This window comes from Rhizobium sp. BK661 (assembly GCF_024808825.1).
In the GTDB taxonomy this organism is placed as follows: Bacteria; Pseudomonadota; Alphaproteobacteria; order Rhizobiales; family Rhizobiaceae; genus Rhizobium.
Map to the genome: position 1 here is coordinate 735,668 of NZ_JANTYT010000001.1, position 25,896 is coordinate 761,563.

The window sequence follows — 25,896 nt, forward strand, 5'->3', positions numbered from 1 at the left end:
ATGAAAGACAAAGAAGGATGCATGAATGTATCAGTTCTCTTACTCCGAGATCATGGAGGACTCGGTGGCCGATGCGAAGGAGCGGGAGCGTCAAGTTCTCGACCGGTCCATCGAGCTGCTGTCGATTGCACGGGACAAAGAGAAATACAGCCGGGAAGCCATTGATGCATTGTTCTACACCCGGCGTGTTTGGGTGAGCTTTATCGAGGATCTCAAGCATCCGGACAACCAGCTTGAAATCCAGCTGCGGGCGAACCTCATCTCCATCGCGATCTGGATCTTGAAAGAGTGCGATCGGATCAGGCGCCGGCAGTCGACAAACTACCAAGGCATTATCGACGTTACCACCATCATCAGGGATGGACTAAAATGAAAAGCACACTTCGTATCTCGCTAAAAGCCGGGGAAAAGATCTTCATTAACGGTGCGGTTTTGCGCGTCGATCGCAAGGTCGCGTTGGAATTCCTGAACGATGTAACGTTCCTTCTTGAAAACCACGTTCTCCAGCCGGAAGACGCGACGACGCCTCTGCGTCAGCTCTACTTCATCGCGCAGATGATCCTCATCAATCCGGAAGGCAAGGATCAGTCGACGGCGATGTTCCGCAAGTCGATCACGATGTTGCTGACCTGCTTCAAGAACGAGGAAGTCCTCGCCGAACTGAAGCGCATTGACGGTCTGGTTTCCACCGGACGCGCCTTTGACGCGTTGAAGGCGATCCGCGGCCTCTATTCGATCGAAGACAGCATTCTCAACAACCAGGAAATGCACCCGACGATGGTCGAGCAGATTCGCAAGGAGATCGCGCCATGGCGGTAGACGGCGTATCAAACGTCAACAATTCTTCGTCGTCGAGCAACTCGAGCGCACAGCAAAAGGCAACGCTCAACTACGACAACTTCCTGCAGCTTCTCATCGCGCAGATGAAAAACCAGGATCCGACGGATCCGGTGGATGCGAGCGAGCAGATGTCGCAGCTGGCAAGCTTTTCGCAGGTCGAGCAGACGATCCAGACGAACAGCAAGCTGGACACGTTGCTGGCAAGCTCGAGCCTGACCCAGGCAGGCAGCTACATCGGCAAATACATGACCAGCGCGGACGGCAGCGTGAAGGGCACGGTCGCCTCGGTAAAGGTTTATTCCGACGGCATCATTGCGACGACGACCGATGGCGGTAATATCCTCGTTCAGGCGGGAATCACCCTGTCCGACAAGGCGCCGACGACGACAGATACTTCGTCGTCGAGCTAGGTGAAATGACAGAGCGGTTCGGCCCAGTCGGACGAACCGCAAGGCGATATGAGGTTGCCTGAAAATGAATGAAGCTGATGCACTTGACCTCTTCCAGGCAGCGATCTGGACCGTTCTCGTGTCCGCCGGCCCGGCGGTCGCGGCGGCCATGGTGGTCGGTCTGATCATCGCGCTTTTCCAAGCGCTGACGCAGGTTCAGGAAGCAACGCTCACCTTCGTTCCGAAGATCGTGGCCGTCCTCGTGACCATCGGCATCTCTGCGCCGTTTGTCGGATCGCAGATTTCGATTTTCACCAATCTGGTGTTTTCGCGCATCCAGTCTGGCTTCTGAGCCACCTTCGCGCAAGCTTCGCCATTTAGTTCTCGTTCCGAATTGGTGGGCATCATGCCCGCACCTCTCATGAAGAGACGGAATCGAAATGGCGCAACCTCCCGCACTTCCCCTTCCGAAAGCCGGACTTAGCGTACGTGATATCGGTTTTGCCATGGGCATCATCGTTATCATCTGCGTGCTTTTCCTGCCGATCCCGCCATTCCTGATCGACATGGGCCTGGCGTTCTCGATCGCCTTCTCGGTGCTGATCCTGATGGTGGCGCTGTGGATCCAGAAGCCGCTCGATTTCTCGTCGTTCCCGACCATCCTCCTGATCGCGACCATGACGCGCTTGGCGCTCAACATCGCGACGACCCGCGTCATCCTTTCGCACGGCAACGAGGGCCATGATGCCGCCGGCGGCGTCATCGCAGGGTTTGCAAGCCTCGTCATGTCCGGCGACTTCGTGATCGGTCTGATCGTCTTTCTGATCCTGATCACCATCAACTTCATCGTCATTACCAAGGGTGCGACGCGTATTGCGGAAGTCGGCGCGCGCTTCACCCTCGATGCGATCCCCGGCAAGCAGATGTCGATCGACGCCGATCTTTCTGCCGGCATCATCGACGAGAAGGAAGCCCAGCGCCGGCGTAAGGAACTCGAAGAGGAAAGCTCCTTCTTCGGTGCGATGGACGGTGCGTCCAAGTTCGTTCGCGGTGACGCGATTGCCGGTCTTCTGATTACCTGCATCAACATTTTCGGCGGCATCATCATCGGCTATTTCCGTCACGGGATGCCGATTGGCGAGGCCGCCGACGTTTTCGTCAAGCTCTCGGTCGGCGACGGCCTCGTCTCGCAGATGCCGGCGCTCATCGTTTCGCTCGCCGCCGGCCTTCTCGTTTCGCGCGGCGGCACGGTCGGTTCCACCGAGCAGGCGGTCGTCAATCAGCTCAGCAACTATCCGCGCGCGCTTTCGGTGTCCGCCGTGCTGATGGCAATCCTCGGCCTCATGCCGGGTCTGCCATTCGTCCCCTTCATGTTCCTTGCCGGTCTTTTGGCCTTCGGTGCCTGGTTCATTCCTCGCCAGGTCGAGGCTGAGAACAAGGCTCGACGCGAGCAGGAAGAGAAGAAGGTCGTCCAGAACAAGGAACTCGAAAAGGACTCCGTCAAGTCGGTGCTGCGCACCTCGGAGATCGAACTCGCGCTCGGCAAGATGGTGTCGACCCGGCTGCTCGGCGCCCATCAGGAGCTTGCCTTCCGTGTCGGAAAGATGCGCAAGAAGTTCGCGACGCAGTACGGCTTTGTCGTTCCCGAAATCAAGGTGACCGACGACATCGCCATCGCCGAGAAGTCCTATCAGATCCGAATCCACGGCACGACGGTCGCGTCGAACATGCTGCGCGTCGGCGAAGTTCTTGTTGTCACCGGCTCTGGCCGCAAACCGAGCATTCCCGGCGACGAGATTCGAGAGCCGGCCTTCGGCATGCCCGCCGTTTCCATCCTTGAGGCTTTTTCCGAAGACTTGAAGCGCGAAGGTTTCCAGCCGATCGACAACGTTTCCGTCGTGCTGACGCATATGAGCGAAGTCATCCGCAACAATCTGCCGGCGCTTCTCTCCTACAAGGACGTGAAGGTGCTGATCGACAGGCTCGATCCGGAATACAAGAAGCTGGCGGACGAGATCTGCTCGTCGCATATGTCTTACTCCGGTCTGCAAGCCGTATTGAAGCTGCTCCTTGCCGAGCGCGTATCAATTCGCAACCTGCATCTCATCCTGGAAGCCGTCGCCGAACTGGCGCCCCATGTCCGCAAGACCGAGCAGATTGTCGAACACGTTCGCGTTCGGATGGCACAGCAGCTGTGTGGCGATCTTGCCGACAACGGCGTCCTGCGGGTGTTGCGACTCGGCAGCAAGTGGGATCTTGCCTTCCATCAGGCTCTGAAGCGCGACAACAAGGGCGAGATCATCGAATTCGACATCGACCCGCGCATGCTCGAGGAGTTCAGCGAGCAGGCAACGAAAGTTATCCGTGAATTCATGGATCGCGGTCTGCCGTTCGCCCTTGTCACTTCGCCGGAAACCCGCTCCTATGTGCGCATGATCATCGAACGCTTGTTCGCAACGCTCCCGGTCCTCTCGCATGTAGAGCTCGCCAAGGGCATCGAGATAAAGATTCTGGGCTCTATTTCATGATAACTGACCCGCAAGGGACCGTGCTGGCGTTGTTCCTGATCTTCTGCAGGATCGGCGGCTGCGTCCTGGCGATGCCCGGCTTTTCCTCGGCGCGGGTGCCGCCGCAATTGCGGGTCTTCATCGGTGCTGCCCTGTCGCTGGCGATCCTTCCGGTCCTGTGGGATACGGTCTATCCGATCGTTCATACATCGAACGCCACCTATATCGGTTACATCTTCAGCGAATCGTTGATCGGTGTGATGTACGGCATGCTCGCTCGGGTCTACACGCTCGGCCTGCAGTTCGCCGCGAGTGTCATCGCCATGATGGTGGGATACACGCAGCCGAGCGCCGGCGACATCTTCGAAGATACCCCCGAAAGCAGCCTTTCAGGCTTCATCACCTTCGCCGGCATGATGATCCTGTTCATGATGGACTTTCATCACATCGTGTTCCGAGCGTTGGTGGATTCCTACACGTCGATGCCCTTCGGAGGCATCCTGCAGATGCGCAGCACGCTGATCTCGTTCACCGACACGCTGTCGTCGACCTTCATGATCATGCTGCGGCTCTCAAGCCCCTTCCTGATCTACGGCCTGATGTTCAACATCGCCATCGGCTTCATCAATAAGCTCGCGCCGCAGATTCCGGTGTACTTCATATCGACCCCGTACCTGCTTCTCGGCGGCCTGTTCCTTTTCTATTTCTCCGTGGCGGCACTGGTGAGCCAGTTCGGCCAGTCCTTCGCTAGCGTCTTTATCGGCAGGTAGCGGCATGGCGGACAAGACACGCTCCCAGAAATTGAAGCGCCTCGTGGCCGTTCAACGTCATCTGGAGCAGATGGCCGAATTCGATCTTGCCGAAACCAGCCGCCAGCGCGCAGAAGTTAACGACCAGATGGACAGCGTCATCCTGGCGCTTGGTTCTATGGATCCGGTCCACCACGCCTTCTCTCAGGGCTACGCGGATCGCTTCAACCGGCTCGGGATCAAGGACAAGCAGCTGACCGGCATGCAGCAGATTCACGAAATGCGCGTTGTTCAGGAGCGCGCCAGGGGCGACAGGCTGGAAGACGGCATGCGCGAGGCCTTGGAGTCGGAGCGCCGCGAAGCCGACGACAACGCGGTCTATGATCTCATCGATCAAAAGTTCGGTACGCCAGCCTCCAGCAAGCTTCAAAAACCATAATCGTCACAATCTTAAAGCAAGAGGATTGTGACTTGGCTATTTCACCTCCGAGTGATCTGGTCCTGGATGTTGTCAAGGCTGCCGACCCACTCGAGGTTCAGGCGGCGCAGGACAAACTGAAGGCAAACCAGGCCGCTTTTGCCGCCAACAGTCTCGCCGAAGCCGGCAAAGGCTTCACGTCGGCCGTCGATATTCTCGACCGCGCCGTCGGCAAGACCGGTTTGAGCGACGGCAAGAATCGCACCACCAAGACGGAAGAGGTGCCGGAAACCTATCGCAAATTCGAGGCGATGGTGCTGCAGAACTTCATCAAGAACATGCTGCCGAGCGACAGTGAAGAAGTGTACGGCAAGGGTGCCACCGGTGATATCTGGAAGGGCATGATGGCCGAACAGCTCGGCAACGAGATTTCAAAGGGCGACGGCATCGGCATTGCCAAGCAGCTCTATCAGGACGCGCTGAAGAAGCAGGAAGGCAAGGTCGCCAACGCTTCGACCGATCAGGACGATCGCAACATGGCGATGAGTATGATCGACGAGTTCCAGCGCAAGACCTTCGGTACAACAACTGCGGACAACAAGTCCGCCAATGACGCCTGAGAGAATCGAGGACAAAAATGGAAATAATCTCGAACGAATACCGTATCAAATCGGTTCTTGGACGCCTGGAGATGATCATCGACAATGAGAACACGCGTATCGGCAACGATCCGCAGTTCGATCTCAAGGTGTCGAACGCGCACAAGAGCCGCTGCCTCTATGAACTCTCGATGCTCTTCCGCGACACCGATCCGAAGGAACTGGCGGAGACGCATCTCGATCAGCTGCACGGGCTGAAGAAGAAGCTGGTACTGAACGCACGGCGCGTCGAAGCTCATCTTGAGGCGGTCCGCACGGTTGCCGATCTCCTCAAGAATGCGGTTCAGGATGCGGATGCCGACGGCACCTATTCCCAAGAGCAATTCGTGGCACGTGACGCTTGATGATTAAGCTCGTTCTGACAGGCGTCTGGGTTTGCGCGATCACGCTGGCATCGGTCTATTTCTCGGTGCACATGGCCACGGCCCCTGCGCCGGCTCCTGATGATTCCAAGCAAAGCCAGCTCGAGCTTGTAAAGGGCGAGACGATCACCGTGCCGATCATTGCCGATGGTGCGGTCACCGGTTACTTCCTCGGCAAGGTGTCTTTCATGATGAACAAGGACGCGGTGAAGAACGTGTCCTTGCCTCTGACCGAAATGACCACCGACGAACTCTTCACACTGCTCGTCGGCAACAAGATGGTCGACATCTCGAACATGAAATCCTTCGATCCGAATGCCTTCCGGGAGATGATCAAGAAGGACATCAACCAGCATCTCGGCGGGGACTATATCGACCAGGTCATGCTGGAGCAGCTCGACTATCTCTCCAAGGAAGACGTCAAGGCAAACGCTTCCGGTCAACAGAAGAAGACAGTCAAGCCTGTCAACGTCGTAGCTCCGGCGCCAGTGTCGGATCCGGCTGCAACCGAATAGACCTTGCCGTTGCCGGCATGTCTGCGTGTGGGTCTCGATGGTTAATCATTCCTTCGTTCGCAACCGGCAATTCAAGCGATTTTCCTAAGGGATAGTTGAAATCGCGCTGCTACAAGTCCCGTCGATGGGCTGATTGTGCACCTGCATTCCGGTTCCCGGAATTCTTACATACGCTCCCAGGCGAACGCGCTCGGTCGATGCTCAATCGCCCGCGCGATTGATTATCTGTTCCGGGATGCATGCGGCATGAAGCACTACCGTCAGGAGACCGGCATGAACTTGATCGCGAATTTCGCGGTTCTGTCGTCCCGTCGTGCGATTTTCGATCTGCCGGTTTGCGATCTCGGCTGGGATGACGCGCTGGTGTTCATCAACGAACTGCTGTCGATACCGGCCGGACAGACGACGATCTCGTTCGTCAACGCGCGCAATATGCTGATGACGCTGCGCGACAGTGAATATCGTGCCGTTCTTGCGCAAAGTCTGCTGCTCCCCGATGGCCAGGGACTCGATATCGCATCGAAGGCGGCGCACGGATCACCGTTCCCAGCCAGCCTGAAGGCTCCCGATTTTGTGCCGGCGCTACTGACGTTCATGGAAATACCACGGCGCATCGGCCTGGTCGGCAGCACCCCAGTGGCCGTCAGAAAGACAGCCGCGACATTCCGGCAGCACGCTCCGTGGCATGAATTCATCGTCATTTCCGACAGATTCGACGGGACCGAAGGGGGATCGGCGATCGTCAAGGAGATCGACCAGCAGCGACCCGACATACTCATCGTCGGGGCGACGACGCCGTCTCAGGAGAAATGGGTTCATAGGAATATCCGGGCTGATCACGCCCGGCTCGTTCTTGTTGCCGGTGACTTGTTCGCCGCCGTCGCAGGTGCTCCCCGTCGTCCGCCGACGATTGTGCGGAGGCTGGGCTTCGGACGCTCCTATCTCCGGACGCAGAAACCGGCTCGCTTGGGCCTTCAGTATGGCCTCGGCTTTGCAGCGTTTCTCTACTATGTGCTCCAGTACCGCCGATCACGCCGCAAACGGATCCTGAGTCGATCGAGGTAAGATGCTAGCGGCATCGCATCAGGCGCCGCCAGTTAACCATTTCTTTGCCATGAACATTTAGGCTTGGTTAACCATCCGCAATCGCGGGCGTCCGACCGTTCATACGCATGAGATCTGGCGATGTACGACAGTAATCAGAGAAGCCAAGCCTTCGATCGGTCGGCCGCCCGGCACGATCGTGCCGCGGCCCGATCCAATGCGGCGGCTGCGTTGCCGGCGGCCGAGGCACAACTGCTCGGCGTGATCGAGCGCGCGCTTGAGCAGCAGAGAGCAAGGCAGGCTGATGCGCCGGCGCTCGTCAGCCGCATCGAGACGATCTTGGGCAAGAGGCTCGAAGCCGCAAACGATGCAGAATTTGCAGTGGTTGAGCCACAGCCAGTGGTGGCGGAGCCAGAGGTGGTGCGTCCGGCCGCAAATCTCAATCAGGCGCCACTTGCCGTCGGTGCGCGGCGTTTGCAGCCCCTTTTCATGATTGGTCTCATGTGTGCATTGGGCGCCGCGAGCGGTACTCTGATCCCGGTGGAACCGGCGCGCTATAGCGCCGAAGGCAGGCTTAGCATCCAAGGCACCGGCCAAGGTCGCGGTGAAATGGCAAAAGCGGCCGAACGGACGCTTTTGTCTTCTCACACGGTCGCAGCAACCGTCGCGGCATTGAAGCTCGATCGCGATGCCGAGTTTTCCGGGGCGTCCTCCGATGCGCTTGCGGTGACTTTCGACCTGATCGCGGCCGATGGCGCCGCCACCGATCCTGTTTCACGCGCCGAGGCATCACTCGCCTCCGCAATTCAAACGGCGACCGATACACATGCGGGCACGGTCGATTTCAAGGTGACGACCGGGAGTGTGGCGAAATCCACACGGATCGCCGGCTACCTTGCCTCAATCCTAACAGGCGCAGGCGCCACCACCGCAGTGGCCGAAGGCGGATCGCTGAAGAACGCGGCTGACGCCGCACAGCTCGAACTTTCCTCCTTTACGCAGAAGAGCGGCGAAGGAAACGTCAAGGTTGCCACTGATCTGCGGCAGCAGATCGGAAGCGTTGATGCGGCGGTGAAGGCGGCCGAGCAACGCATCGTCACCGCTCAGGACAGGGTGCGCCGGCTAAAAACGGCGAAAGTCGGCGATGTGTTGGCCGGCACACTGGATGCGGATCTCATGTCGCCGACACTCGTCGAGCGCCGCGACAAGGATGTGGCCGCGCAACTCGCCCTTTCGCAACTGTCCGTCAGTCTCGGCCCCCGTCATCCTCAGCTTCAGGCGCAGCAGGCGGAGGTCGACAGCGTGAGGGCAGCAGTCGGCGACGAACTGGCGCGCCTGGTGCGCGACGCGAATGATGAGATCAAGTCAGCCACTACAGACAAACGGCAGCTGAGTGACCGCCGCAATGCGCTCATCGCGCAGAGCAAGGATACGGGCGTCGACCTGGCCAAACTCATCGAACTCCGCGACAAGGCGAGCGCGGCGCGCTCGCGTCTTGACGATGCGATTACCACAGGATCCGTGCCTGGCGCTGGCGGCGTGCAACTGCTGAAACCCGTGCAGGTCGCTGCGGTGCCGGCCGATCAAGGCTGGCTTCCACCGCTGCTCGGCTCTCTTGCTGGGCTTGCTTTCGGCCTCGCGACTCTCTCAGTAAAGGCGCGTACCATCTTGGCCGTTCCGATAAGGAAAGAGCCATCAATGCGGACAATTACGCGAGAGCCGGCAAGTGTCACTCCATCATCGGCTCCGGTCGAGACTTCACAGGACATGGCCGCCATCCGCGCGGACCTCGCCGCTATGCGGCAGAGGCTGCATACCCGGTCGGCGACGTCCTGACCTTGCTGCGACACGATTGTTCTTGCATTTGCCATTTTAGGCAGGATAGGGCGTGGACAGGCAAATCGCGCTGAGCGCCACCGGCTATAATGAGCGAAAGCAAGGGCAGGAGACAGTCTTGACGACAGTGATTGATGGCAAACAGGTCGCAGCTTCCGTCATCGAAACGGTAAAGGCGGCGACATCGGCACTGGACAAGCAGAGTGGCGTCAAGACGGGACTCGCCGTCGTGATCGTCGGCGATGACCCGGCCAGCCATGCCTACGTCAATTCCAAGAGCAAGATGGCGAAGGAATGCGGGTTCAAATCCGTCCAGCACACCTTGCCGGTCGAGACGACCCAGGAGGAGTTGGCGGCGCTCGTCGCTTCGCTGAACGACGATCTGTCGATCCACGGCATCCTCGTGCAACTACCGCTGCCCAAGCACCTGAAATCCGAGCCGATCATCCAATCGATCCTGCCGGAAAAGGACGTCGATGGTCTCCACGTCGTCAATGCCGGTAAGCTTGCGACCGGCGATCTCGAAACAGGCTTGGTCTCCTGCACACCGGCAGGCGCGATGGTCTTTGTGCGCCGGACACACGGCGAAGATCTTTCTGGCTTGAATGCCGTGGTTATCGGCCGCTCGAACCTCTTCGGCAAGCCGATGGCACAATTGCTGCTGAACGCCAATGCGACGGTGACGATTGCTCACTCGCGCACAAAGGATCTGCCCTCCGTCTGCCGCAACGCGGACATTCTGGTTGCGGCAGTCGGACGCCCCGAGATGGTCAAGAGCGATTGGGTAAAGCCCGGCGCTACCGTCATCGATGTCGGCATCAACCGCATTCCCGCGCCGGAAAAGGGTGAAGGCAAGACCCGTCTTGTTGGCGACGTTGCCTTTGATGAAGCCGCGAAAGTCGCTGCCGTCATCACGCCGGTTCCCGGCGGGGTAGGGCCGATGACGATCGCGATGCTGATGGCCAACACCGTCATCGCCGCGCACCGCACGGCTGGTCAAACCCCGCCCAAGTTCTGATCCGCTCGCGGCACAGGCCCCGTCGAGGACCTGACGATCAGCTCGGTCTTCCAGAGTTCCTGCTCCGGAAACGGCCCATCCTGCTTGATCGTGCCGATGAGGCGCTGGGCAATGCGAACGCCCGCGGCGCGCAGCGACGATCGCGTCGTTGTCAGCGGCACGGAGAAGTTCTCTGGCTTCAGATGCGGCAGGACGTCGTCATGCGCGATTAGCGAGACGTCCTCCCCGAGCTTCAAACCAGCCTGATTGACGGCGCGGATTGCGCCGAGCGCCAGCACCGTACTGGAACACAGGATCGCCGTCGGTCGCTCCGGCATCTGCAGAAACCGTTCCATTGCAGTCTGGCCAAGCTCGTCGGTCATCGTCGTGTGGCTCATGTGATCGTCCGGAAGTGACAATCCGCGCTCGGAAAGCGCGGCAATCATCCCGTTCTTGCGGCGCATTGCGAAGTCGAGATGTTCCGGCCCGTTGAGCAGGGCGAAGCGCGTATGGCCGAGTTGCAGCAGCAGGCGCGTCGCATCGTAGAAAGCGCCTTCGTTATCGATATCGAGATAAGGGTAGTCCGGCTCAGAACCGATGGAACGACCATGCACGAGGAAGGGCATGGAGAGCGACTTCAGCATTGGCAGCCGCGGATCGTGGCCACGCATATAGGCCACAAACAGCGCATCGACATTGCCGCTGATCGCAAGCCGCCGCAGCGCGCCCACTTCGTCGTTAGGATCGGCAGGCATGATCACGAAATGAAAATCGTGGCGGACGGCCTCCTCGCCGAGGCCCGTCAGGAACTCGCCGAAGTGCACATCGGAATAGTGGTCGGGAGCCGTCGGCATCACAAGGCCGATCGAGCCGGCCTTGCCGGTTGCAAGCCGCTGAGCCGCCTTGTTCGGGCGGTAGCCAGTTTCCTTCACCGCCTGCAGAACGCGCTCGCGCGTCGCTTCATTGACCTCTGGATAGCCGTTCAATGCACGGCTTACCGTCGTCTGCGACAGGCCAAGCAATTCCGATAGCTGTTTCAAATTCACGTGCTATGCTTCCTCCGCCTACCCTGGCTGCCAGCTCCCAATGGCATCCAAAGCGCTTTTAATTATGTAGCAATTGTGCCGCTTGACTCAAGGAAAATCGCTCCATATTCCCAAGATATGGCGCTGAAGCCGTGATATAAAAGGCCGCATCTTTTACGCTTTTCGCAAAATTGCTTGACTCTTTTCCGCCGAAAGTGACATGAGTGCTTTTGTCAAAGCGCTTTGGAACGGCGTCAAAATGGTTCAAAAGTGCGGTTGGGATTGTGATGGGAGGTTGATCACATGAGAAAGACGTTTTTGATGGGCGTTGCTGCGGCGGCGCTTCTTGCTGCCGGTGCCGCATCTGCTGCCGATCTGAAGTTTGCCCCTGGGCAGGATTCGAAGTTCAACTGGAAGAGCTACGACGATTTCAAGGCTGCTCACGCCGATCTCAAGGGCGAGCAGATGACGATCTTCGGGCCGTGGCGCGGCGAAGACGAAGCCTTCTTCCGCAGCATTCTTGCTTATTTCACCGAAGCGACCGGCGTAGACGCCAAATATTCCTCTTCGGAAAACTACGAACAGCAGATCGTCATTGACACGCAGGCAGGTTCGCCGCCGAATATCGCCGTTCTGCCGCAGCCGGGCCTTCTCGCCGATCTCGCCAGCAAGGGATTCCTGACGCCGCTTGGTGAAGAGAACTCCAAGTGGATCAAGGACAATTACGGCGCTGGCGACAGCTGGGTCGGCTACGGCACCTACAAGGGCAAGGACGGCAAGGAAGCCTTCTATGCCTTCCCGTATAAGGCCGACGTGAAGTCGCTGGTCTGGTACGTTCCCGAGAATTTCAAGGAAGCAGGCTACAAGGTCCCGACGACGATGGAAGAACTGCACGCCCTGACGGAGCAGATCGTCAAGGACGGCGGTGTTCCGTGGTGCATCGGTCTCGGTTCAGGTGGTGCGACCGGTTGGCCGGCAACGGACTGGATTGAAGACATCATGCTGCGCCAGCAGAAGCCTGACGTTTACGACAAGTGGACCACCAACGAAGTGAAGTTCACGGATCCTGCCGTGGTGGCTGCGATCGAGGAATTCGGTTCCTTCGCCAAGAACGAGAAGTATGTCAGTGGCGGTGTTGCAGCTGTAGCCGCAACCGACTTCCGCGACAGCCCGAAGGGCCTCTTCGGGGTGCCGCCGAAGTGCTACCTGCACCATCAGGCTTCGTTCATCCCGTCCTTCTTCCCTGAAGGCACGAAGCTCGGTCAGGATGCCGACTTCTTCTACATGCCGACCTATGCGGCGCATGCCGACCTCGGCAAGCCGGTTCTCGGTGCGGGTACTCTCGTCACCATCACCAAGGACTCCAAGGCTGCTCGTGCTTTCGTCGAATTCCTGAAGACGCCGATCGCACACGAAGTCTGGATGGCGCAGTCGAGCTTCCTGACGCCGTACAAGGGTGTCAACACGGCCGCCTACGCCAATGAGCAGATGAAAAAGGAAGGCGAGATCCTGACGACCGCGACTACCTTCCGCTTCGATGGCTCCGACCTGATGCCTGGCAAGATCGGTGCCGGTGCGTTCTGGACCGGCATGGTCGATTTCGTCGGTGGCAAGTCCGCGGAAGAGACCGCCACGGAAATCCAGGGCGCCTGGGATGCCATCAAGTAACAACGCCTGAGTTCCATGCCGCCGTTTGCGGCGGCATGATTGAAGTGCATGGCCGGATACTGGGAGTGTCCGGCCACTGTCGCCTGTCGCTTCGAAAGCGACGGCGGCGTGACGACATCGGCGCGCAAACCCGTCAGGATAGACCGGGTCGCAGGGGAGGGACGAATGCTGTCGCAGATAGTTTCCGCTTTAGGGGTCGTGGTCGTGGCGGTCTTCGCCTGCTCGGCCTATTTCTACTTCTCGAACAAGATCTTGGATTGGTCGCTGCCGGTGAAGCATGGCGATATCCATTTCGCGGCGCGTAACCTGAACCGCCGGGCAATGATCCGACCGTGGCTGTTCATCGGGCCCGCCCTTTTGCTGCTTGTCGTCTATCTCGTCTATCCTGTGGTCGCGACGCTGATCCTGTCTTTCTATGACCGCTCCGGCGAACAGTTCGTCGGCTTTGCGAACTACCAGTGGGCCTTTACCGACCGCGAATTCCGCCAGTCGATCTTCAATAACATCTTGTGGCTGGCTGTCGTGCCGGCGGCCTGCACTTTCTTCGGCCTCGTTATCGCCGTCATGACCGATCGCATCTGGTGGGGCAATATCGCCAAGAGCATCGTGTTCATGCCGATGGCGATCTCCTTCGTCGGCGCATCGGTCATCTGGAAGTTCATCTACGAGTATCGTGGCGGCAACGATGTACAGATCGGCTTGCTCAACGCCATCGTCCAGCTGTTCGGCGGCACGCCGCAGGTGTGGATCTCGGTGCCCTTCTGGAACAACTTCTTCCTGATGATCATCCTGATCTGGATTCAGACGGGTTTCGCCATGGTGATCCTGTCCGCAGCACTTCGCGGCATCCCGGAGGAAACCATCGAGGCTGCCGTCATCGACGGCGCGAATGGTTGGCAGATCTTCTGGCGCATCATGGTGCCGCAGGTCTGGGGCACGATCGCCGTTGTCTGGACGACGATCACGATCCTCGTCCTCAAGGTCTTCGATATCGTGCTGACCATGACCAATGGTCAATGGAATACGATGGTGCTCGCCAACCTCATGTTCAACTGGCTCTTCCGTGGAGGCGGCGATTCCGGCCGAAGTGCTGTTATCGCGTTGATCATCATGCTCGCCGTGACGCCGATCATGGTCTGGAACGTCCGCCGTGCAAATCGCGAGCTGGGAGGCCACTGAGATGACGCTGACCCGAGATTTCTTCAAGATCGGCCCCGCCCGCCTCTTCGTTCACTTCGCGGTGCTTGTCATCGTCATCATTTGGCTGATCCCGACACTCGGCATCTTTGTCAGTGCGCTGCGTGACAAGGACCAGCTCGTCGTCTCCGGCTGGTGGACGGCTTTTGCCGGCTCGTCGCGGACGGTTGCGGCGCGTCTTGGCCAGCCGGACCAGCAGACGCAGGAGGGAGCCGTCTACGTCATTTCCGGCAATGTGCTGGAGGGCCAGCAGGGCCGTTCCATCCGGGCCTTCGGAACGCGCGTCCAGCAGCCATCTGCCTATAAGGCCGGCGAGACGGCAGATCTTGGCGATGGCCTTTCGCTGACCGTCGCCAGCGATGGTAACTATCGCTACATGAAGAACGCCGCCTTTGGACCGGATGATGGCGGCCGGCGTGTTTACATTTCCGTCGCCACGCCGCCGGAATTCACCCTGCAGAACTACAAGAACGTTTTGACCAGCGAGGGGATTGGCCAATCCTTCATCAACTCGTTGACCGTGACCATCCCGGCGACGATCATCCCGATCCTCATTGCCGCCTTCGCCGCCTATGCGCTGAGCTGGATGGAATTCCCCGGTCGCGCGCTGATGATCGCGCTCGTCGTCGGCCTGATCGTCGTGCCGCTGCAGATGTCGCTGATCCCGCTTCTCAGGCTTTATAACGGCATCGGCGCGCTGCTCGACGCTCCGTCGAAGACCTATCCCGGTATCTGGTTTGCGCACACCGCCTTCGGCATGCCGCTCGCCATCTACCTGCTGCGCGCCTATATCGCCGGCCTTCCGAAGGAGATCATCGAATCCGCCCGCGTCGACGGCGCCAGCGATTTCGAAATCTTTACCCGTATCGTACTGCCTTTGTCCTTCCCGGCGCTCGCATCCTTCGCGATCTTCCAGTTCCTGTGGGTGTGGAACGACCTGCTCGTCGCCATGGTCTTCCTCGGAACCGACAGGGATCACCTCGTTCTGACAGGTGCCCTGAATGCACTGCTCGGCTCGCGGGGTGGCAACTGGGAAATCCTGACGGCATCGGCCTTCGTCACCATTGTCGTACCGTTGCTCGTGTTCTTTAGCTTGCAGCGCTATCTGGTGCGTGGTCTGCTCGCGGGCTCGGTCAAGGGCGGCTAGCAACCAGAAAGCATCCAACAGGAAACATGAGCATGGCATCCCAATCCATTTTGACGGCCGACAAGGACTGGTGGCGGGGCGCGGTGATCTATCAGATCTACCCGCGCTCCTACCAGGATTCGAACGGCGACGGCATCGGCGATCTGAAGGGCATCACCGCCCGTTTGCCGCATGTCGCGGCCCTCGGCGCCGACGCGATCTGGATCTCGCCGTTCTTCACCTCGCCGATGCGCGATTTCGGCTATGACGTTTCCGACTACGAAAACGTCGATCCGATTTTTGGCACGCTGGTGGATTTCGACACGCTGATAGCAGAAGCCCATCGCCTCGGTATCCGCGTGATGATCGACCTCGTCATCTCGCACAGCTCGGACCAGCATCCTTGGTTCGTCGAAAGCCGCACGAGCAAGACGAACGCCAAGGCGGATTGGTATGTCTGGGCCGATGCCAAGCCGGACGGCACGCCGCCGAACAACTGGCTGTCGATCTTCGGCGGGTCCGCATGGGCGTGGGACCCGACGCGCATGCAATACTACATGCATAACTTCCTGACCTCGCAACCGGATATGAACCTGCACAATCCCGAGGTTCAGGATCGGCTGCTGGATGTGGTGCGCTTCTGGCTGAAGCGCGGCGTCGACGGCTTCCGTCTCGATACGATCAACTTCTACTTCCATGATAGGGAACTGCGCGACAATCCGGCTCTGCCCCCTGAGCGTCGCAACGCGTCCACCGCTCCGGCGGTCAATCCCTATAACTTCCAGGAACACGTCTACGACAAGAACCGCCCGGAGAACCTCGAGTTTCTCAAGCGGTTCCGCGCCGTGCTCGAGGAGTTTCCGGCGATTGCGGCCGTCGGCGAGGTGGGCGACAGTCAGCGCGGTCTCGAGATCGTCGGCGAATACACATCAGGCAACGACAAGATGCATATGTGTTATGCCTTCGAGTTCCTTGCGCCCGATCCCCTGGCTCCCGAGCGGGTTGAAGAGGTCATGGAAGACTTCGCTGCGGCTGCACCGGATGGCTGGGCCTGCTGGGCTTTCTCCAACCACGATGTCATGCGCCATGTCAGCCGCTGGGGATCGCTGGTCGCTGACCACGATGCCTTTGCCAAGCAGTATGCGTCCCTGCTGCTGACGTTGCGCGGCTCGGTCTGCCTCTATCAGGGCGAGGAACTCGGCCTCACCGAAGCCGATCTTGCCTACCAGGACCTGCAGGACCCGTACGGCATCCAGTTCTGGCCGGAGTTCAAGGGCCGTGACGGCTGCCGCACGCCGATGGTCTGGGACAGTCAGGTTGCTCAGGGTGGCTTCTCCACCGTCAAGCCATGGCTGCCGGTCCCGGTCGAACACATCCTGCGCGCAGTCAGCGTCCAGCAGGGCGATGAGACCTCGGTGCTCGAGCACTATCGCCGCTTCCTCGCCTTCCGCAAGCAGCATCCCGCCTTTGCGAAGGGCGAGATCGAGTTCATGGAACCGCAGGACGACGTGCTGATTTTCGTGCGCGAATACGGCAACGAGAAGCTGCTTTGTGTCTTCAACATGAGCGCTACCGAAAGCGCAGCTGTTTTGCCCGCCGGCGACTGGCAGGCGTTGACGGGCCACGGCTTCGTCAGCAATAACTACGGTGAGAAGATCGATATTCCGGCATGGGGAGCGTATTTCGCTCGTCTCGCCTGACGATTCTGGAGGAGGAATTAATGACTGGACTGACGCTCAAGGATATTCGCAAATCCTACGGCTCCGTGGACGTTCTTCACGGGATCGATCTTGAGATCAAGGAGGGCGAGTTCGTTGTGTTCGTCGGTCCTTCGGGCTGCGGAAAATCCACGCTGTTGCGCATGATTGCCGGCCTGGAGAACATCACCGGCGGTGACATGTATATCGATGGCCAACTGGTCAACGATGTGCCGCCGTCGAAGCGCGGCATCGCCATGGTGTTCCAATCCTACGCGCTCTATCCGCACATGACGGTTTACGACAACATGGCGTTCGGCATGAAGATCGCCGGCGAAAGCAAGCAGGAGATCGATCGCCGTGTTCGTGCTGCGGCCGACAGCCTGCAGCTCGGCAAGTATCTCGATCGTCTGCCGAAGGCACTCTCCGGTGGTCAGCGCCAGCGCGTGGCCATCGGCCGCGCCATCTGCCGCAACCCCAAAGTCTTCCTCTTCGACGAGCCGCTGTCGAACCTCGATGCAGCTCTTCGTGTCGCAACCCGCATCGAGATTGCCCGCCTCAGCGAGCAGATGGCCGGCACGACAATGATCTACGTCACCCACGATCAGGTCGAAGCGATGACGCTTGCCGACCGCATCGTCGTTCTTTCTGCAGGCAACATCGAGCAGGTAGGCGCGCCGCTGGAACTCTACGAGCGCCCGGCAAACCTCTTCGTCGCGAAGTTCATCGGCTCTCCGGCGATGAACGTCATTCCTGCGACCATCACCGAAGCTGGCAACACGACAACGGTGACGCTGACGGGCGGCAAGTCCGTCACGCTGGATATTGCGACAGCGGCTTCCGAGAAGGGCAAGACGGCAAGCTTCGGCGTCCGCCCTGAAGATCTGCGTGTCGCCGGTGCGGGCGACGACTATCTTTTCGAAGGCGAAGTCTCGATCGTCGAGGCGCTCGGTGAGGTGACGCTTCTCTACATCGAGGGCCTTGTCCGCGGCGAACCGATCATCGTCAAGCTGCCAGGCATTTACGACATCAAAAGGGGCCAGAAGATGCATTTCTCTGCCGACCGTTCCAAATTGCATCTCTTTGATGCGGACGGCCGTACGTATCGTAAATAAAATTGCTCCAAACGGGAGCAGCAAAAAGCGAAGCCCGGGGGTCAGCAAGCGCTGCCGGGCTTTTTATGTATCTGATCGAAAACAATATTATTTGCTGAGACACGCCCCGCCGTTCGCTGTGGACAGTACTCGATATCGAAACTGCTCTCACCTTCTGTTAAGCATCGCCCGCTAGTATTTCCTCATTGAGTATTGAGGGGAATACGAGCGGTGGCTCCATCCAATCCGATGCCCTTTGGGCAGCACTTTCTGAACAAAGAGGAATCCTTCATGTACGACCGCGAAGTGCGGTTCAGAATGGAGGATACGAGGAACGCCGCGCGCATCGAATATACGGAAAAAGGCGTCATGCACATGGCGTCCCGGCGGTGCGACATCATTCGCATTTCCAAGAGCACGGCGGTTCTCGCGCTCCTCACCCAATACGCCCTTCCGAAGCAGTTCTATCTCGATATTCCGGATGCGCGCATCACCAAAGTCGGCTGCATGCTGATGAGGGTGAATGCGAACAACACGATCGAAGTCCGATTCCTGCGCATGCTGAACGACAAGGAACTGAACAAGATCTTCGTCTACAGCACACATCCGGCGCACCGCGATCGCGTTCTCGATATTCGCGCCTGAGTTTTCAAACCATCAAAAGACAAAGCCCGCGAGCTTCCTCGCGGGCTTTGTTGTTTGATGGCTGGCTACCGACTAGTGGAAGAGCACACTCGCACCACGATCCGACGGGCCAACCGCCCGGCGGAATGGCGCAAACAGGTCGCGGCCCATGCCGAATTCGTTCTCCGACAGATCGGCGACCACCGACTCACGCTCGGCCATATCAGCTGCGTCGACAAGAACTTCCAAAGTGCCGGCGATCGCGTCGAGACGGATGATATCGCCGTCCTTGATGCGAGCGATCGGGCCGCCATCGACAGCCTCGGGCGTGACGTGGATCGCCGCCGGCACTTTGCCGGAGGCGCCGGACATGCGGCCATCTGTCAGCAGCGCGACGCGGAAGCCGCGATCCTGCAGCACGCCGAGCGGCGGCGTCAGCTTGTGCAGTTCCGGCATGCCGTTCGCCTTCGGTCCCTGGAAGCGCACGACGGCGATGAAGTCCTTGTTGAGCTTGCCTTCCTTGAAAGCGTCCTGAAGCTCCTGCTGGCTATGGAAGACAACGGCCGGTGCTTCGATGACATGCCGGTCCGGCTTGACCGCCGAGATCTTGATGACTGCCTTGCCGATATTGCCGCGAAGCATCTTCAGGCCGCCATTAGCCTGGAAGGGCGTTTCGATATTGGCGAGCACCTTCGGGTCGACACTCTTTTCCGGTGCGGGTTCGCGCACGATCGCGCCGTCGTCGCCGAGGCGGGGGTCGATCGTGTAGGCCTGCAGGCCATGTCCGAAGACGGTGCGTACGTCATCATGTACCATGCCGTGCTTGAGCAATTCCTTGATGAGGAAGCCCATGCCGCCGGCGGCGTGGAAGTGGTTCACGTCGGCAAGGCCGTTCGGATAGACGCGTGCCAACAGCGGCACGATCTCGGAGAGCTCGGCAATATCCTGCCAGGTGAGCTGGATACCGGCTGCCCGCGCCATGGCGACGAGGTGCAGCGTGTGGTTCGTCGAGCCGCCGGTGGCATGCAGGCCGACGACACCGTTGACGACCGAGCGCTCGTCGATCATCTCGCCGGCCGGCGTGAATTCGTTGCCCTGCGCGGTGATCGCCAGCGCCCGTTTGGCCGCTTCGCGCGTGAAGGCCTCGCGCAGCGGCGTGCCTGGATTGATGAAGGAGGAGCCAGGCATATGGAAGCCCATGATTTCCATCAGCATCTGGTTCGAGTTCGCCGTACCGTAGAAGGTGCAGGTGCCCGGACCGTGATACGACTTCGATTCAGCCTCTAGCAACTCGGCACGGCCAACCTTGCCTTCGGCATAGAGCTGGCGCACGCGCGACTTTTCGTCGTTCGGCAGCCCCGACGTCATCGGGCCGGCAGGAACGAAGATCGCAGGCAGATGGCCGAAGGATAGGGCGGCGATGACGAGACCCGGCACGATCTTGTCGCAGACGCCGAGGAAGAGAGCGGCATCGAACATGTTGTGGGAGAGGCCAACGCCGGCCGCCATGGCGATCAGGTCGCGGGAAAACAACGAGAGCTCCATCCCCGGCTGACCTTGGGTGACGCCGTCGCACATGGCGGGAACAGCGCCTGCGACCTGTGCAATGCCGCCGGCCTCGGCTGCCGCCTCGCGGATAATCGCGGGATAGGTCTCGAACGGCTGATGCGCCGAGAGCATGTCATTGTAGGAGGTGATGATGCCGAGATTGGGCACGCGGTCCCCCGCAAGAGCGTCTTTCTCGGCGGGGGAACAGACCGCAAAGCCATGCGCGAGGTTGGCGCATCCGAGAACGGAGCGGCTCACACTCTTCGAGGCGGCATTGCGCAGGCGCTCCAGATAAAGTCCGCGCGTCGGCTTCGATCGTTCGACAATGCGGGCGGTGATCGCAGAAATGCGTGCATTAGCGGACATGGGAGTTATCCTGCCTTGTTTGCTCTTCAGTTTTTCGTTCGCGGCTATCTGCCCGAAGGCTTATGGAGCCCAGTAGATTTCGACGGGGCTCGCTGCCCGCCGCAGAATGGCGCGGATCGGCATCTCTGCCTCGTCGCCGGCGCCTTCCGCCTTCGCCAGGACGTCCTTTTTGCTCTCGCCTTCGATATGAAGCACGAGCAGCTTTGCATCCTGGAGGCTGGAGAAGGTGAAGGTCAGCCGCGGTTCACCCGCGCCCTCAGCCTCCATGGTGATGATACCACGCGGCGTCTTCGGGTCGAGAGCGGCATTGAGGTTGCTGCCATCAGGGAAGAACGAAGCGGTGTGGCCATCACCACCCATCCCGAGGATTGCAACATCGAAGGGATTGCCGATTGTTTCGGTCGCCTTCGTCGCGAGCTTTGCGGCGTCCTCGACCGAAGCTGCCGCCTGGTAGAGCGGCAGGAAATTCGCTTCCTTGGCCTTGTTCTGGAGAAGGTTTTCGGCCACCAGCAGATGGTTCGAGCGTGGGTTGTCGGCCGGAACAAAGCGTTCATCCACGAGCGTGATGGTCACCTTCGCCCAGTTGAGATCGCGCGCCGAAAGCTCCTGGAAGAAGCGCTTCGGCGTCGAGCCGCCGGAAACGGCAAAGGTTGCCGCTCCCCGTTCGTCGATTGCCGCGGAAAGCGACGCAGCGACTTTGTCTGCTAGGTTGCGAGCCAGTTCCGCGCCATTGGCAAAAGCATGCATCGTCGCTGCCATCGTCTCTGATCCTACAGGTTGTCGTGCCAGGTGCGGCCATCACGCTCGATGAGCGCAATCGACTGGCTGGGGCCCCAGGTGCCGGCGGTGTAACCCTGAACTTTCTGGCCGGTGGATTCCCAGCCCTTCAGGATCGGGTCGACCCACTGCCACGCGGCCTCGACTTCGTCGCGGCGCATGAACAGCGTCTGGTTGGAGCGGATGACGTCCATCAGCAGGCGCTCGTAAGCGTCAGGGTTACGGACCTGGAAGGCGTCGGCGAAGCTCATATCGAGCGACACGTTGCGCAGACGCATGCCTCCCGGGCCGGGGTCTTTGATCATCAGCGACTGCTTGACGCCTTCATCTGGCTGCAGGCGGATGATGAGCTGGTTCTGGTTGATACGACCGGCGGACTGGTCGAAGACCGAGTGCGGGATCGGCTTGAAAGTGATGACGATTTCCGACATGCGACCCGCAAGGCGCTTGCCGGTTCTGATATAGAAGGGAACGCCAGCCCAGCGCCAATTGCCGATCTCCGCCTTGATCGCCACGAAGGTCTCGGTGTTCGAAACGCCGCCTTCGAGCTCTTCAAGGTATCCCTTGACCGGACCGCTGCCGGAAGCGCCGGCACGATATTGGCCACGTACGGTGTTGGTCTCGACGTTCGATGCGTTGATCGGCTTCAATGCACGCAGCACTTTCAGCTTCTCGTCGCGGACGGCCTCGGAGTCCATCGAGGAGGGGACTTCCATCGCGACCAGGCAGACGAGCTGCATGATGTGGTTCTGCACCATGTCGCGCAGCGCCCCAGCGGTGTCGTAATATCCGGCGCGGCCTTCGAGACCGACCGACTCCGCGACCGTGATCTGCACGTGGTCGATATGGTTGGCGTTCCACAGCGGCTCGTAGAGGGCGTTGGCAAAGCGCAGCGCCATCAGGTTCTGCACCGTTTCCTTGCCAAGGTAGTGGTCGATGCGGAAGATCTGCTCTTCCTTGAAGACCTTGCCGATGGTGTCGTTCAGCTGCAGGGCGGAAGCGAGATCGCGACCGATCGGCTTCTCGACCACGATGCGCGTCGACTTAGTGATCAGCTTATGATCGTGGATCTTCTGCGAAATGTCGCCGAAAATGCCCGGTGCGACGGCGAGGTAGAAGGCGCGTACGCGATCCTTGCCTTCGTCCAGAAGCTTCTTGAGGTGATCCCAGCCGGCATCCGAGCGCGCATCGACTGGTACGTAGTACAGGCGCTGCAGGAACTTCGTGACTTCGGCTTCGTTGTATTCGCCCTTCTTGAGGTGTTCGTTCAGGGCATCCTGGGCAAACTTTCGATATTCCTCGTTCGTCAGCGGGCTACGCGACGCACCGATGATGCGGGTCGGCTCGGAGAACTGACCCTCGACTTGCCGGTGATAAAGGGCCGGCAGCAACTTGCGTTCTGCAAGGTCGCCACTGCCGCCGAAAACGACATAATCAAAGGGTTCAACGGGGATGGTTTGGCTGCTCATGAGGATGTCTCTCAATCAGACGGGTTATTGGCTCTTTAATCTAATCGATTTAAAAAAGCCAGTGTGCGATGCAATGAATCTCTCGGAAAGAGGTTTTAGATCGAATTGCCGCGCGATGAAATCCGCAATCTGACTAAAACTTGTCGCGCAAGGCAAACCAGGAAAGCGCCAGGAAAAGCAGCGGCGCACGCATGGCCGCGCCTCCCGGAAATGCCGGAATATCCAGCGATTTGAAAAGCTCCAAATCCGCCGATCGCCCGAGCACCGTGTCAGCATAGAGCTTTCCACAGTAATTGGACAGCATCACGCCATGCCCGGAATAGCCGCCAATGGACGTCACACCAGGCATCACCTCACGCACGAACGGTTGCCGTGGCATGGTGATGCCGACCGAGCCTCCCCAGGCGTGCGAAATCTCGATATCCCGAAGCGCCGGGTAAATCTCGGCGATTTGTCGGCGGATGTGCTGCGTTATGTCGCGCGGATTGTCGGCCGTATAGGCCTCCCGACCGCCAAAGAGCAGCCGGCCGTCCTTGGATTTGCGGAAGTAGCGCACGACGAAGCGTGAGTCGGCCACGGACTCTCCGCCTGACAGCACTTGCGGGTGCCCATCGAGCGGCACGGTAGCCCCGATAAAGGAGCGGATGGGCATCACATGGCTAGCCGTCACCGGCTCGAGATTGCCGATGTAGCCATTGCAAGCGATCAGCGCCCTGTCGGCAGTAATCGTGCCCCGCGACGTCTCGATTATCACCTTGTTGCTGCCATGAAGGATCGCCGAGGCCTTGGTCATCTCGTAAATCTGTGCACCGGCATTGGCTGCAACGCGGGCGAGCCCGATCAGCAGTTTGAGCGGCTGAATGTGGCCAGTGCCGGTGTCGCGAACGCCGCAATAGTAGCGCGTTGAGCCGAGACGCTCTTGGGTTTCGGCTTTGTCCATGAAGCGCATGTGCGGATAATTGTAGCGCATCGCCGCGATTTCAGCATTTTCGTAGTAGTCCGCCTTGTAGCTCTCCTTGTGCGCGACGTTCATCTGACCCGGCATGTACTCCATGTCGATCTGATGGTCGGTCGCGAAATCCATGAGATGGTGCTTGGCTGCCTCGGCCAGATCGAACAATGCGCGCGAGCGTTCGTAGCCGATCTTTTCCTCAAGTTCTTCCGGCCACCAGCGCTGTCCGGTACCAAGCTGGCCACCATTGCGGCCCGAGGCGCCGTCGCCAACCCGGCACGCCTCGATGAGAACCACCGAGACGCCTGACGTGGCGAGATTGTAGGCGGCTTGAAGGCCGGTGTAGCCGCCGCCGACGATGGCGACGTCGCACGTCTTCGAGCCGTCCATTTCGGGATAGGTCGGCCGCTCGCCCGAGGTGGCCTGATACCACGAAATGCCGGGCGCAATGGGGCTCTGCCATCTCTCCTGCGATGTCATGACTGAGCCCTCCCTACACGTTCAGCAGAAGGAATTCGCGCTCCCAGGGGCTGATCACCTGCATGAAGGTTTCGAACTCTCCACGCTTCACGCCAGCATAGATGCCGAGGAACTCTTTGCCGAACACTTCCTCGAAGGCCTCCTCGTCTTCCATTAGCGCGACCGCTTCCAGCAGGCCGCGCGGCAGGTCGATCGAGCCCTCGTTTGCGGTATCCTCTGTCGGCGCTGTCGGTTCGATGCCCTTCATGATACCGAGCAGGCCGGAGGCGAGCGAGGCCGCAAGCGCGAGGTATGGATTGGCATCCGAACTCGGCAGCCGGTTTTCCACGCGCCGTGCCTGCGGGTCGGACACCGGCACGCGGAACGCCGTCGTGCGGTTGTCGTAGCCCCAGGCGTTGTTGACGGGCGCCGACATGTCGGGTGTCAGTCGCCGATAGGAGTTCACATAGGGCGCCAGCATCACCATTGAACTCGGCACGTATTTCTGCAGGCCGCCGATGAAATGGAAGAATTCGCGAGAGGCAGAACCATCGGGGTTCGAGAAGATGTTCTTGCCCGTCTCGCTGTTGACCACCGATTGGTGGATGTGCATCGCCGAACCCGGCTGCCCCTGCATCGGCTTGGCCATGAAGGTGGCATAGATGCCATGCTTCATCGCCGCTTCGCGGATGGTGCGCTTGAACAGAAACACCTGGTCGGCAAGCTCGATCGGATTGCCGTGGCGCAGGTTGATTTCGAGCTGCGCCGGACCTTCCTCGTGGATCAGCGTGTCGATCTCGAGGCCCTGCTTTTCCGAGAAGTGATAGATGTCGTCGATCAGTTCGTCGAACTCGTTGATGCCGGCGATCGAATAGCCCTGACCGCCGAGGATCGAGCGGCCGGAGCGGCCCTTCGGCGGATGCAGCGGATAATCAGGGTCGTCGTTCTTGGCAACGAGATAGAATTCGATCTCTGGCGCCACGATCGGTTTCCAGCCGCGGTCGCCATAGAGCTTCAGCACGCGCTTCAGGACGTTTCGCGGTGTATAGGGAACCTCTTCCCCATCCACGCTAACAATATCGCAGATCACCTGCGCCGTCGGGTCGGTTTCCCAAGGGACGACGGAAAGCGTCGAAAGATCGGGCACCAGCTTCAGGTCGCTGTCCCGTGGCTCGTAGCGGAAGCTTTCCGTTTCGTCAGGATATTCGCCGGAGATGGTGTGGCGATAGATCGCCGAAGGCAGCGCAAGCGAGGTGTTCGAGGTGAACTTCGAACTCGGCATCATCTTGCCACGCGGCACGCCGGCGAGGTCCGGCGTGATGCATTCGATGTCCTCGATGCCGCGTGCCCGCAAGAACTGCGCCGCTTCCTTCCAGTTTGCCACGCCGCGCTGATGTCCGGGGTCCGGGGGAGTTTTTTTCGAGGCGGGTACGTTTCTGGCAGGCTTCAGCGTCGTCTTTTTTGGGGACATGACACACCGGTTTGCGTTGATCGTGGCGGCATCATAACCGGAGTTTGGCAATTGGCGAGAGGGTGGCACGTTGACTTTCGCCCAATGATGGAAAAAGAAGACGCCTT

General features: G+C 59.5%; 25 protein-coding genes. 19 read left to right on the top strand and 6 right to left on the bottom strand.

What is annotated here, in order from left to right:
* Window positions 1-25 precede the first annotated feature (25 nt).
* From flaF to folD, 13 genes are all read left to right on the top strand, one after another.
* The gene (flaF, locus tag FHX16_RS03620; protein WP_007530128.1) at window positions 26-373 is read left to right on the top strand and encodes a flagellar biosynthesis regulator FlaF; all 348 of its coding nucleotides are present in this window, start codon (window positions 26-28) and stop codon (window positions 371-373) included.
* A complete protein-coding gene (flbT, locus tag FHX16_RS03625) occupies window positions 370-819 on the top strand; it encodes a flagellar biosynthesis repressor FlbT (protein ID WP_016552781.1) in 450 nt (149 codons plus the stop codon). The genes flaF and flbT overlap by 4 nt, the downstream gene beginning before the upstream one ends.
* The gene (flgD, locus tag FHX16_RS03630) at window positions 810-1,250 is read left to right on the top strand and encodes a flagellar hook assembly protein FlgD (protein ID WP_183752646.1); all 441 of its coding nucleotides are present in this window, start codon (window positions 810-812) and stop codon (window positions 1,248-1,250) included. The genes flbT and flgD overlap by 10 nt, the downstream gene beginning before the upstream one ends.
* A gap of 64 nt (window positions 1,251-1,314) precedes the next feature.
* Window positions 1,315-1,581 (top strand): flagellar biosynthesis protein FliQ, encoded by a 267-nt coding sequence (gene fliQ, locus FHX16_RS03635; protein ID WP_016552783.1) that lies wholly within the window; start codon window positions 1,315-1,317, stop codon window positions 1,579-1,581.
* A gap of 88 nt (window positions 1,582-1,669) precedes the next feature.
* Complete coding sequence (flhA, locus tag FHX16_RS03640) at window positions 1,670-3,757, top strand: flagellar biosynthesis protein FlhA (protein WP_183752644.1); 2,088 nt, start codon at window positions 1,670-1,672, stop codon at window positions 3,755-3,757.
* Window positions 3,754-4,506 carry a flagellar biosynthetic protein FliR gene (gene fliR, locus FHX16_RS03645; RefSeq protein ID WP_183860190.1) on the top strand — a complete coding sequence of 251 codons (753 nt, stop codon included), beginning with the start codon at window positions 3,754-3,756 and terminating at the stop codon, window positions 4,504-4,506. Before flhA ends, fliR begins: the two co-directional genes overlap by 4 nt.
* Before the next feature lie 4 nt (window positions 4,507-4,510).
* A complete protein-coding gene (locus FHX16_RS03650; RefSeq protein ID WP_259126525.1) occupies window positions 4,511-4,924 on the top strand; it encodes a hypothetical protein in 414 nt (137 codons plus the stop codon).
* 32 nt (window positions 4,925-4,956) lie between these two features.
* The gene (locus FHX16_RS03655; protein WP_016552788.1) at window positions 4,957-5,523 is read left to right on the top strand and encodes a rod-binding protein; all 567 of its coding nucleotides are present in this window, start codon (window positions 4,957-4,959) and stop codon (window positions 5,521-5,523) included.
* A gap of 17 nt (window positions 5,524-5,540) precedes the next feature.
* Entirely contained in the window at window positions 5,541-5,906 is a 366-nt protein-coding gene (locus FHX16_RS03660; protein ID WP_183752638.1) for a hypothetical protein, read from the top strand.
* Window positions 5,906-6,439: a hypothetical protein gene (locus FHX16_RS03665; RefSeq protein ID WP_183752636.1), complete on the top strand. Its 534-nt coding sequence runs from the start codon at window positions 5,906-5,908 to the stop codon at window positions 6,437-6,439. Before FHX16_RS03660 ends, FHX16_RS03665 begins: the two co-directional genes overlap by 1 nt.
* A 273-nt stretch (window positions 6,440-6,712) precedes the next feature.
* Window positions 6,713-7,504 (top strand): WecB/TagA/CpsF family glycosyltransferase, encoded by a 792-nt coding sequence (locus tag FHX16_RS03670; protein ID WP_183860186.1) that lies wholly within the window; start codon window positions 6,713-6,715, stop codon window positions 7,502-7,504.
* 120 nt (window positions 7,505-7,624) lie between these two features.
* Window positions 7,625-9,319 carry a succinoglycan biosynthesis protein gene (locus tag FHX16_RS03675; RefSeq protein WP_259126528.1) on the top strand — a complete coding sequence of 565 codons (1,695 nt, stop codon included), beginning with the start codon at window positions 7,625-7,627 and terminating at the stop codon, window positions 9,317-9,319.
* A 118-nt stretch (window positions 9,320-9,437) separates the two neighbouring features.
* Window positions 9,438-10,337 carry a bifunctional methylenetetrahydrofolate dehydrogenase/methenyltetrahydrofolate cyclohydrolase FolD gene (folD, locus tag FHX16_RS03680; RefSeq protein ID WP_183860182.1) on the top strand — a complete coding sequence of 300 codons (900 nt, stop codon included), beginning with the start codon at window positions 9,438-9,440 and terminating at the stop codon, window positions 10,335-10,337.
* Here folD and FHX16_RS03685 read toward each other — a convergent pair.
* Window positions 10,316-11,362 carry a LacI family DNA-binding transcriptional regulator gene (locus FHX16_RS03685; protein ID WP_016552794.1) on the bottom strand — a complete coding sequence of 349 codons (1,047 nt, stop codon included), beginning with the start codon at window positions 11,360-11,362 and terminating at the stop codon, window positions 10,316-10,318. The two genes, folD and FHX16_RS03685, sit on opposite strands and share 22 nt — an antisense overlap.
* Window positions 11,363-11,644: 282 nt before the next feature.
* Between FHX16_RS03685 and FHX16_RS03690 the strand changes: the two genes are divergently transcribed.
* The 6 genes from FHX16_RS03690 to FHX16_RS03715 all read left to right on the top strand — a co-directional run bounded on the left by FHX16_RS03690 (window position 11,645) and on the right by FHX16_RS03715 (window position 18,768).
* Window positions 11,645-13,009: an ABC transporter substrate-binding protein gene (locus tag FHX16_RS03690; RefSeq protein ID WP_259126529.1), complete on the top strand. Its 1,365-nt coding sequence runs from the start codon at window positions 11,645-11,647 to the stop codon at window positions 13,007-13,009.
* Between the two features lie 165 nt (window positions 13,010-13,174).
* Window positions 13,175-14,188 carry a carbohydrate ABC transporter permease gene (locus FHX16_RS03695; protein WP_114711469.1) on the top strand — a complete coding sequence of 338 codons (1,014 nt, stop codon included), beginning with the start codon at window positions 13,175-13,177 and terminating at the stop codon, window positions 14,186-14,188.
* A 1-nt stretch (window position 14,189) separates the two neighbouring features.
* Window positions 14,190-15,353, top strand: coding sequence for a carbohydrate ABC transporter permease (locus tag FHX16_RS03700; RefSeq protein ID WP_114711471.1), 1,164 nt, complete (start codon window positions 14,190-14,192; stop codon window positions 15,351-15,353).
* 26 nt (window positions 15,354-15,379) lie between these two features.
* Complete coding sequence (locus tag FHX16_RS03705) at window positions 15,380-17,032, top strand: alpha-glucosidase family protein (protein WP_183860178.1); 1,653 nt, start codon at window positions 15,380-15,382, stop codon at window positions 17,030-17,032.
* A gap of 20 nt (window positions 17,033-17,052) precedes the next feature.
* The gene (locus FHX16_RS03710; protein ID WP_183752622.1) at window positions 17,053-18,144 is read left to right on the top strand and encodes an ABC transporter ATP-binding protein; all 1,092 of its coding nucleotides are present in this window, start codon (window positions 17,053-17,055) and stop codon (window positions 18,142-18,144) included.
* Window positions 18,145-18,414: 270 nt separating this feature from the next.
* Entirely contained in the window at window positions 18,415-18,768 is a 354-nt protein-coding gene (locus tag FHX16_RS03715; protein ID WP_040673934.1) for a hypothetical protein, read from the top strand.
* 72 nt (window positions 18,769-18,840) lie between these two features.
* Here FHX16_RS03715 and edd read toward each other — a convergent pair whose 3' ends face one another.
* The 5 genes from edd to FHX16_RS03740 all read right to left on the bottom strand — a co-directional run bounded on the left by edd (window position 18,841) and on the right by FHX16_RS03740 (window position 25,789).
* Window positions 18,841-20,661, bottom strand: coding sequence for a phosphogluconate dehydratase (edd, locus tag FHX16_RS03720; RefSeq protein ID WP_114711477.1), 1,821 nt, complete (start codon window positions 20,659-20,661; stop codon window positions 18,841-18,843).
* A gap of 60 nt (window positions 20,662-20,721) precedes the next feature.
* A complete protein-coding gene (gene pgl / locus FHX16_RS03725; protein ID WP_183860176.1) occupies window positions 20,722-21,420 on the bottom strand; it encodes a 6-phosphogluconolactonase in 699 nt (232 codons plus the stop codon).
* Between the two features lie 11 nt (window positions 21,421-21,431).
* A complete protein-coding gene (zwf, locus tag FHX16_RS03730) occupies window positions 21,432-22,907 on the bottom strand; it encodes a glucose-6-phosphate dehydrogenase (protein ID WP_183860174.1) in 1,476 nt (491 codons plus the stop codon).
* Between the two features lie 133 nt (window positions 22,908-23,040).
* On the bottom strand, window positions 23,041-24,339 hold the full coding sequence (locus FHX16_RS03735; RefSeq protein WP_183860173.1) for an FAD-binding oxidoreductase: 1,299 nt from the start codon (window positions 24,337-24,339) through the stop codon (window positions 23,041-23,043).
* Window positions 24,340-24,352: 13 nt separating this feature from the next.
* Window positions 24,353-25,789 carry a glutamine synthetase family protein gene (locus FHX16_RS03740; RefSeq protein ID WP_037139264.1) on the bottom strand — a complete coding sequence of 479 codons (1,437 nt, stop codon included), beginning with the start codon at window positions 25,787-25,789 and terminating at the stop codon, window positions 24,353-24,355.
* Window positions 25,790-25,896: the final 107 nt, after the last annotated feature.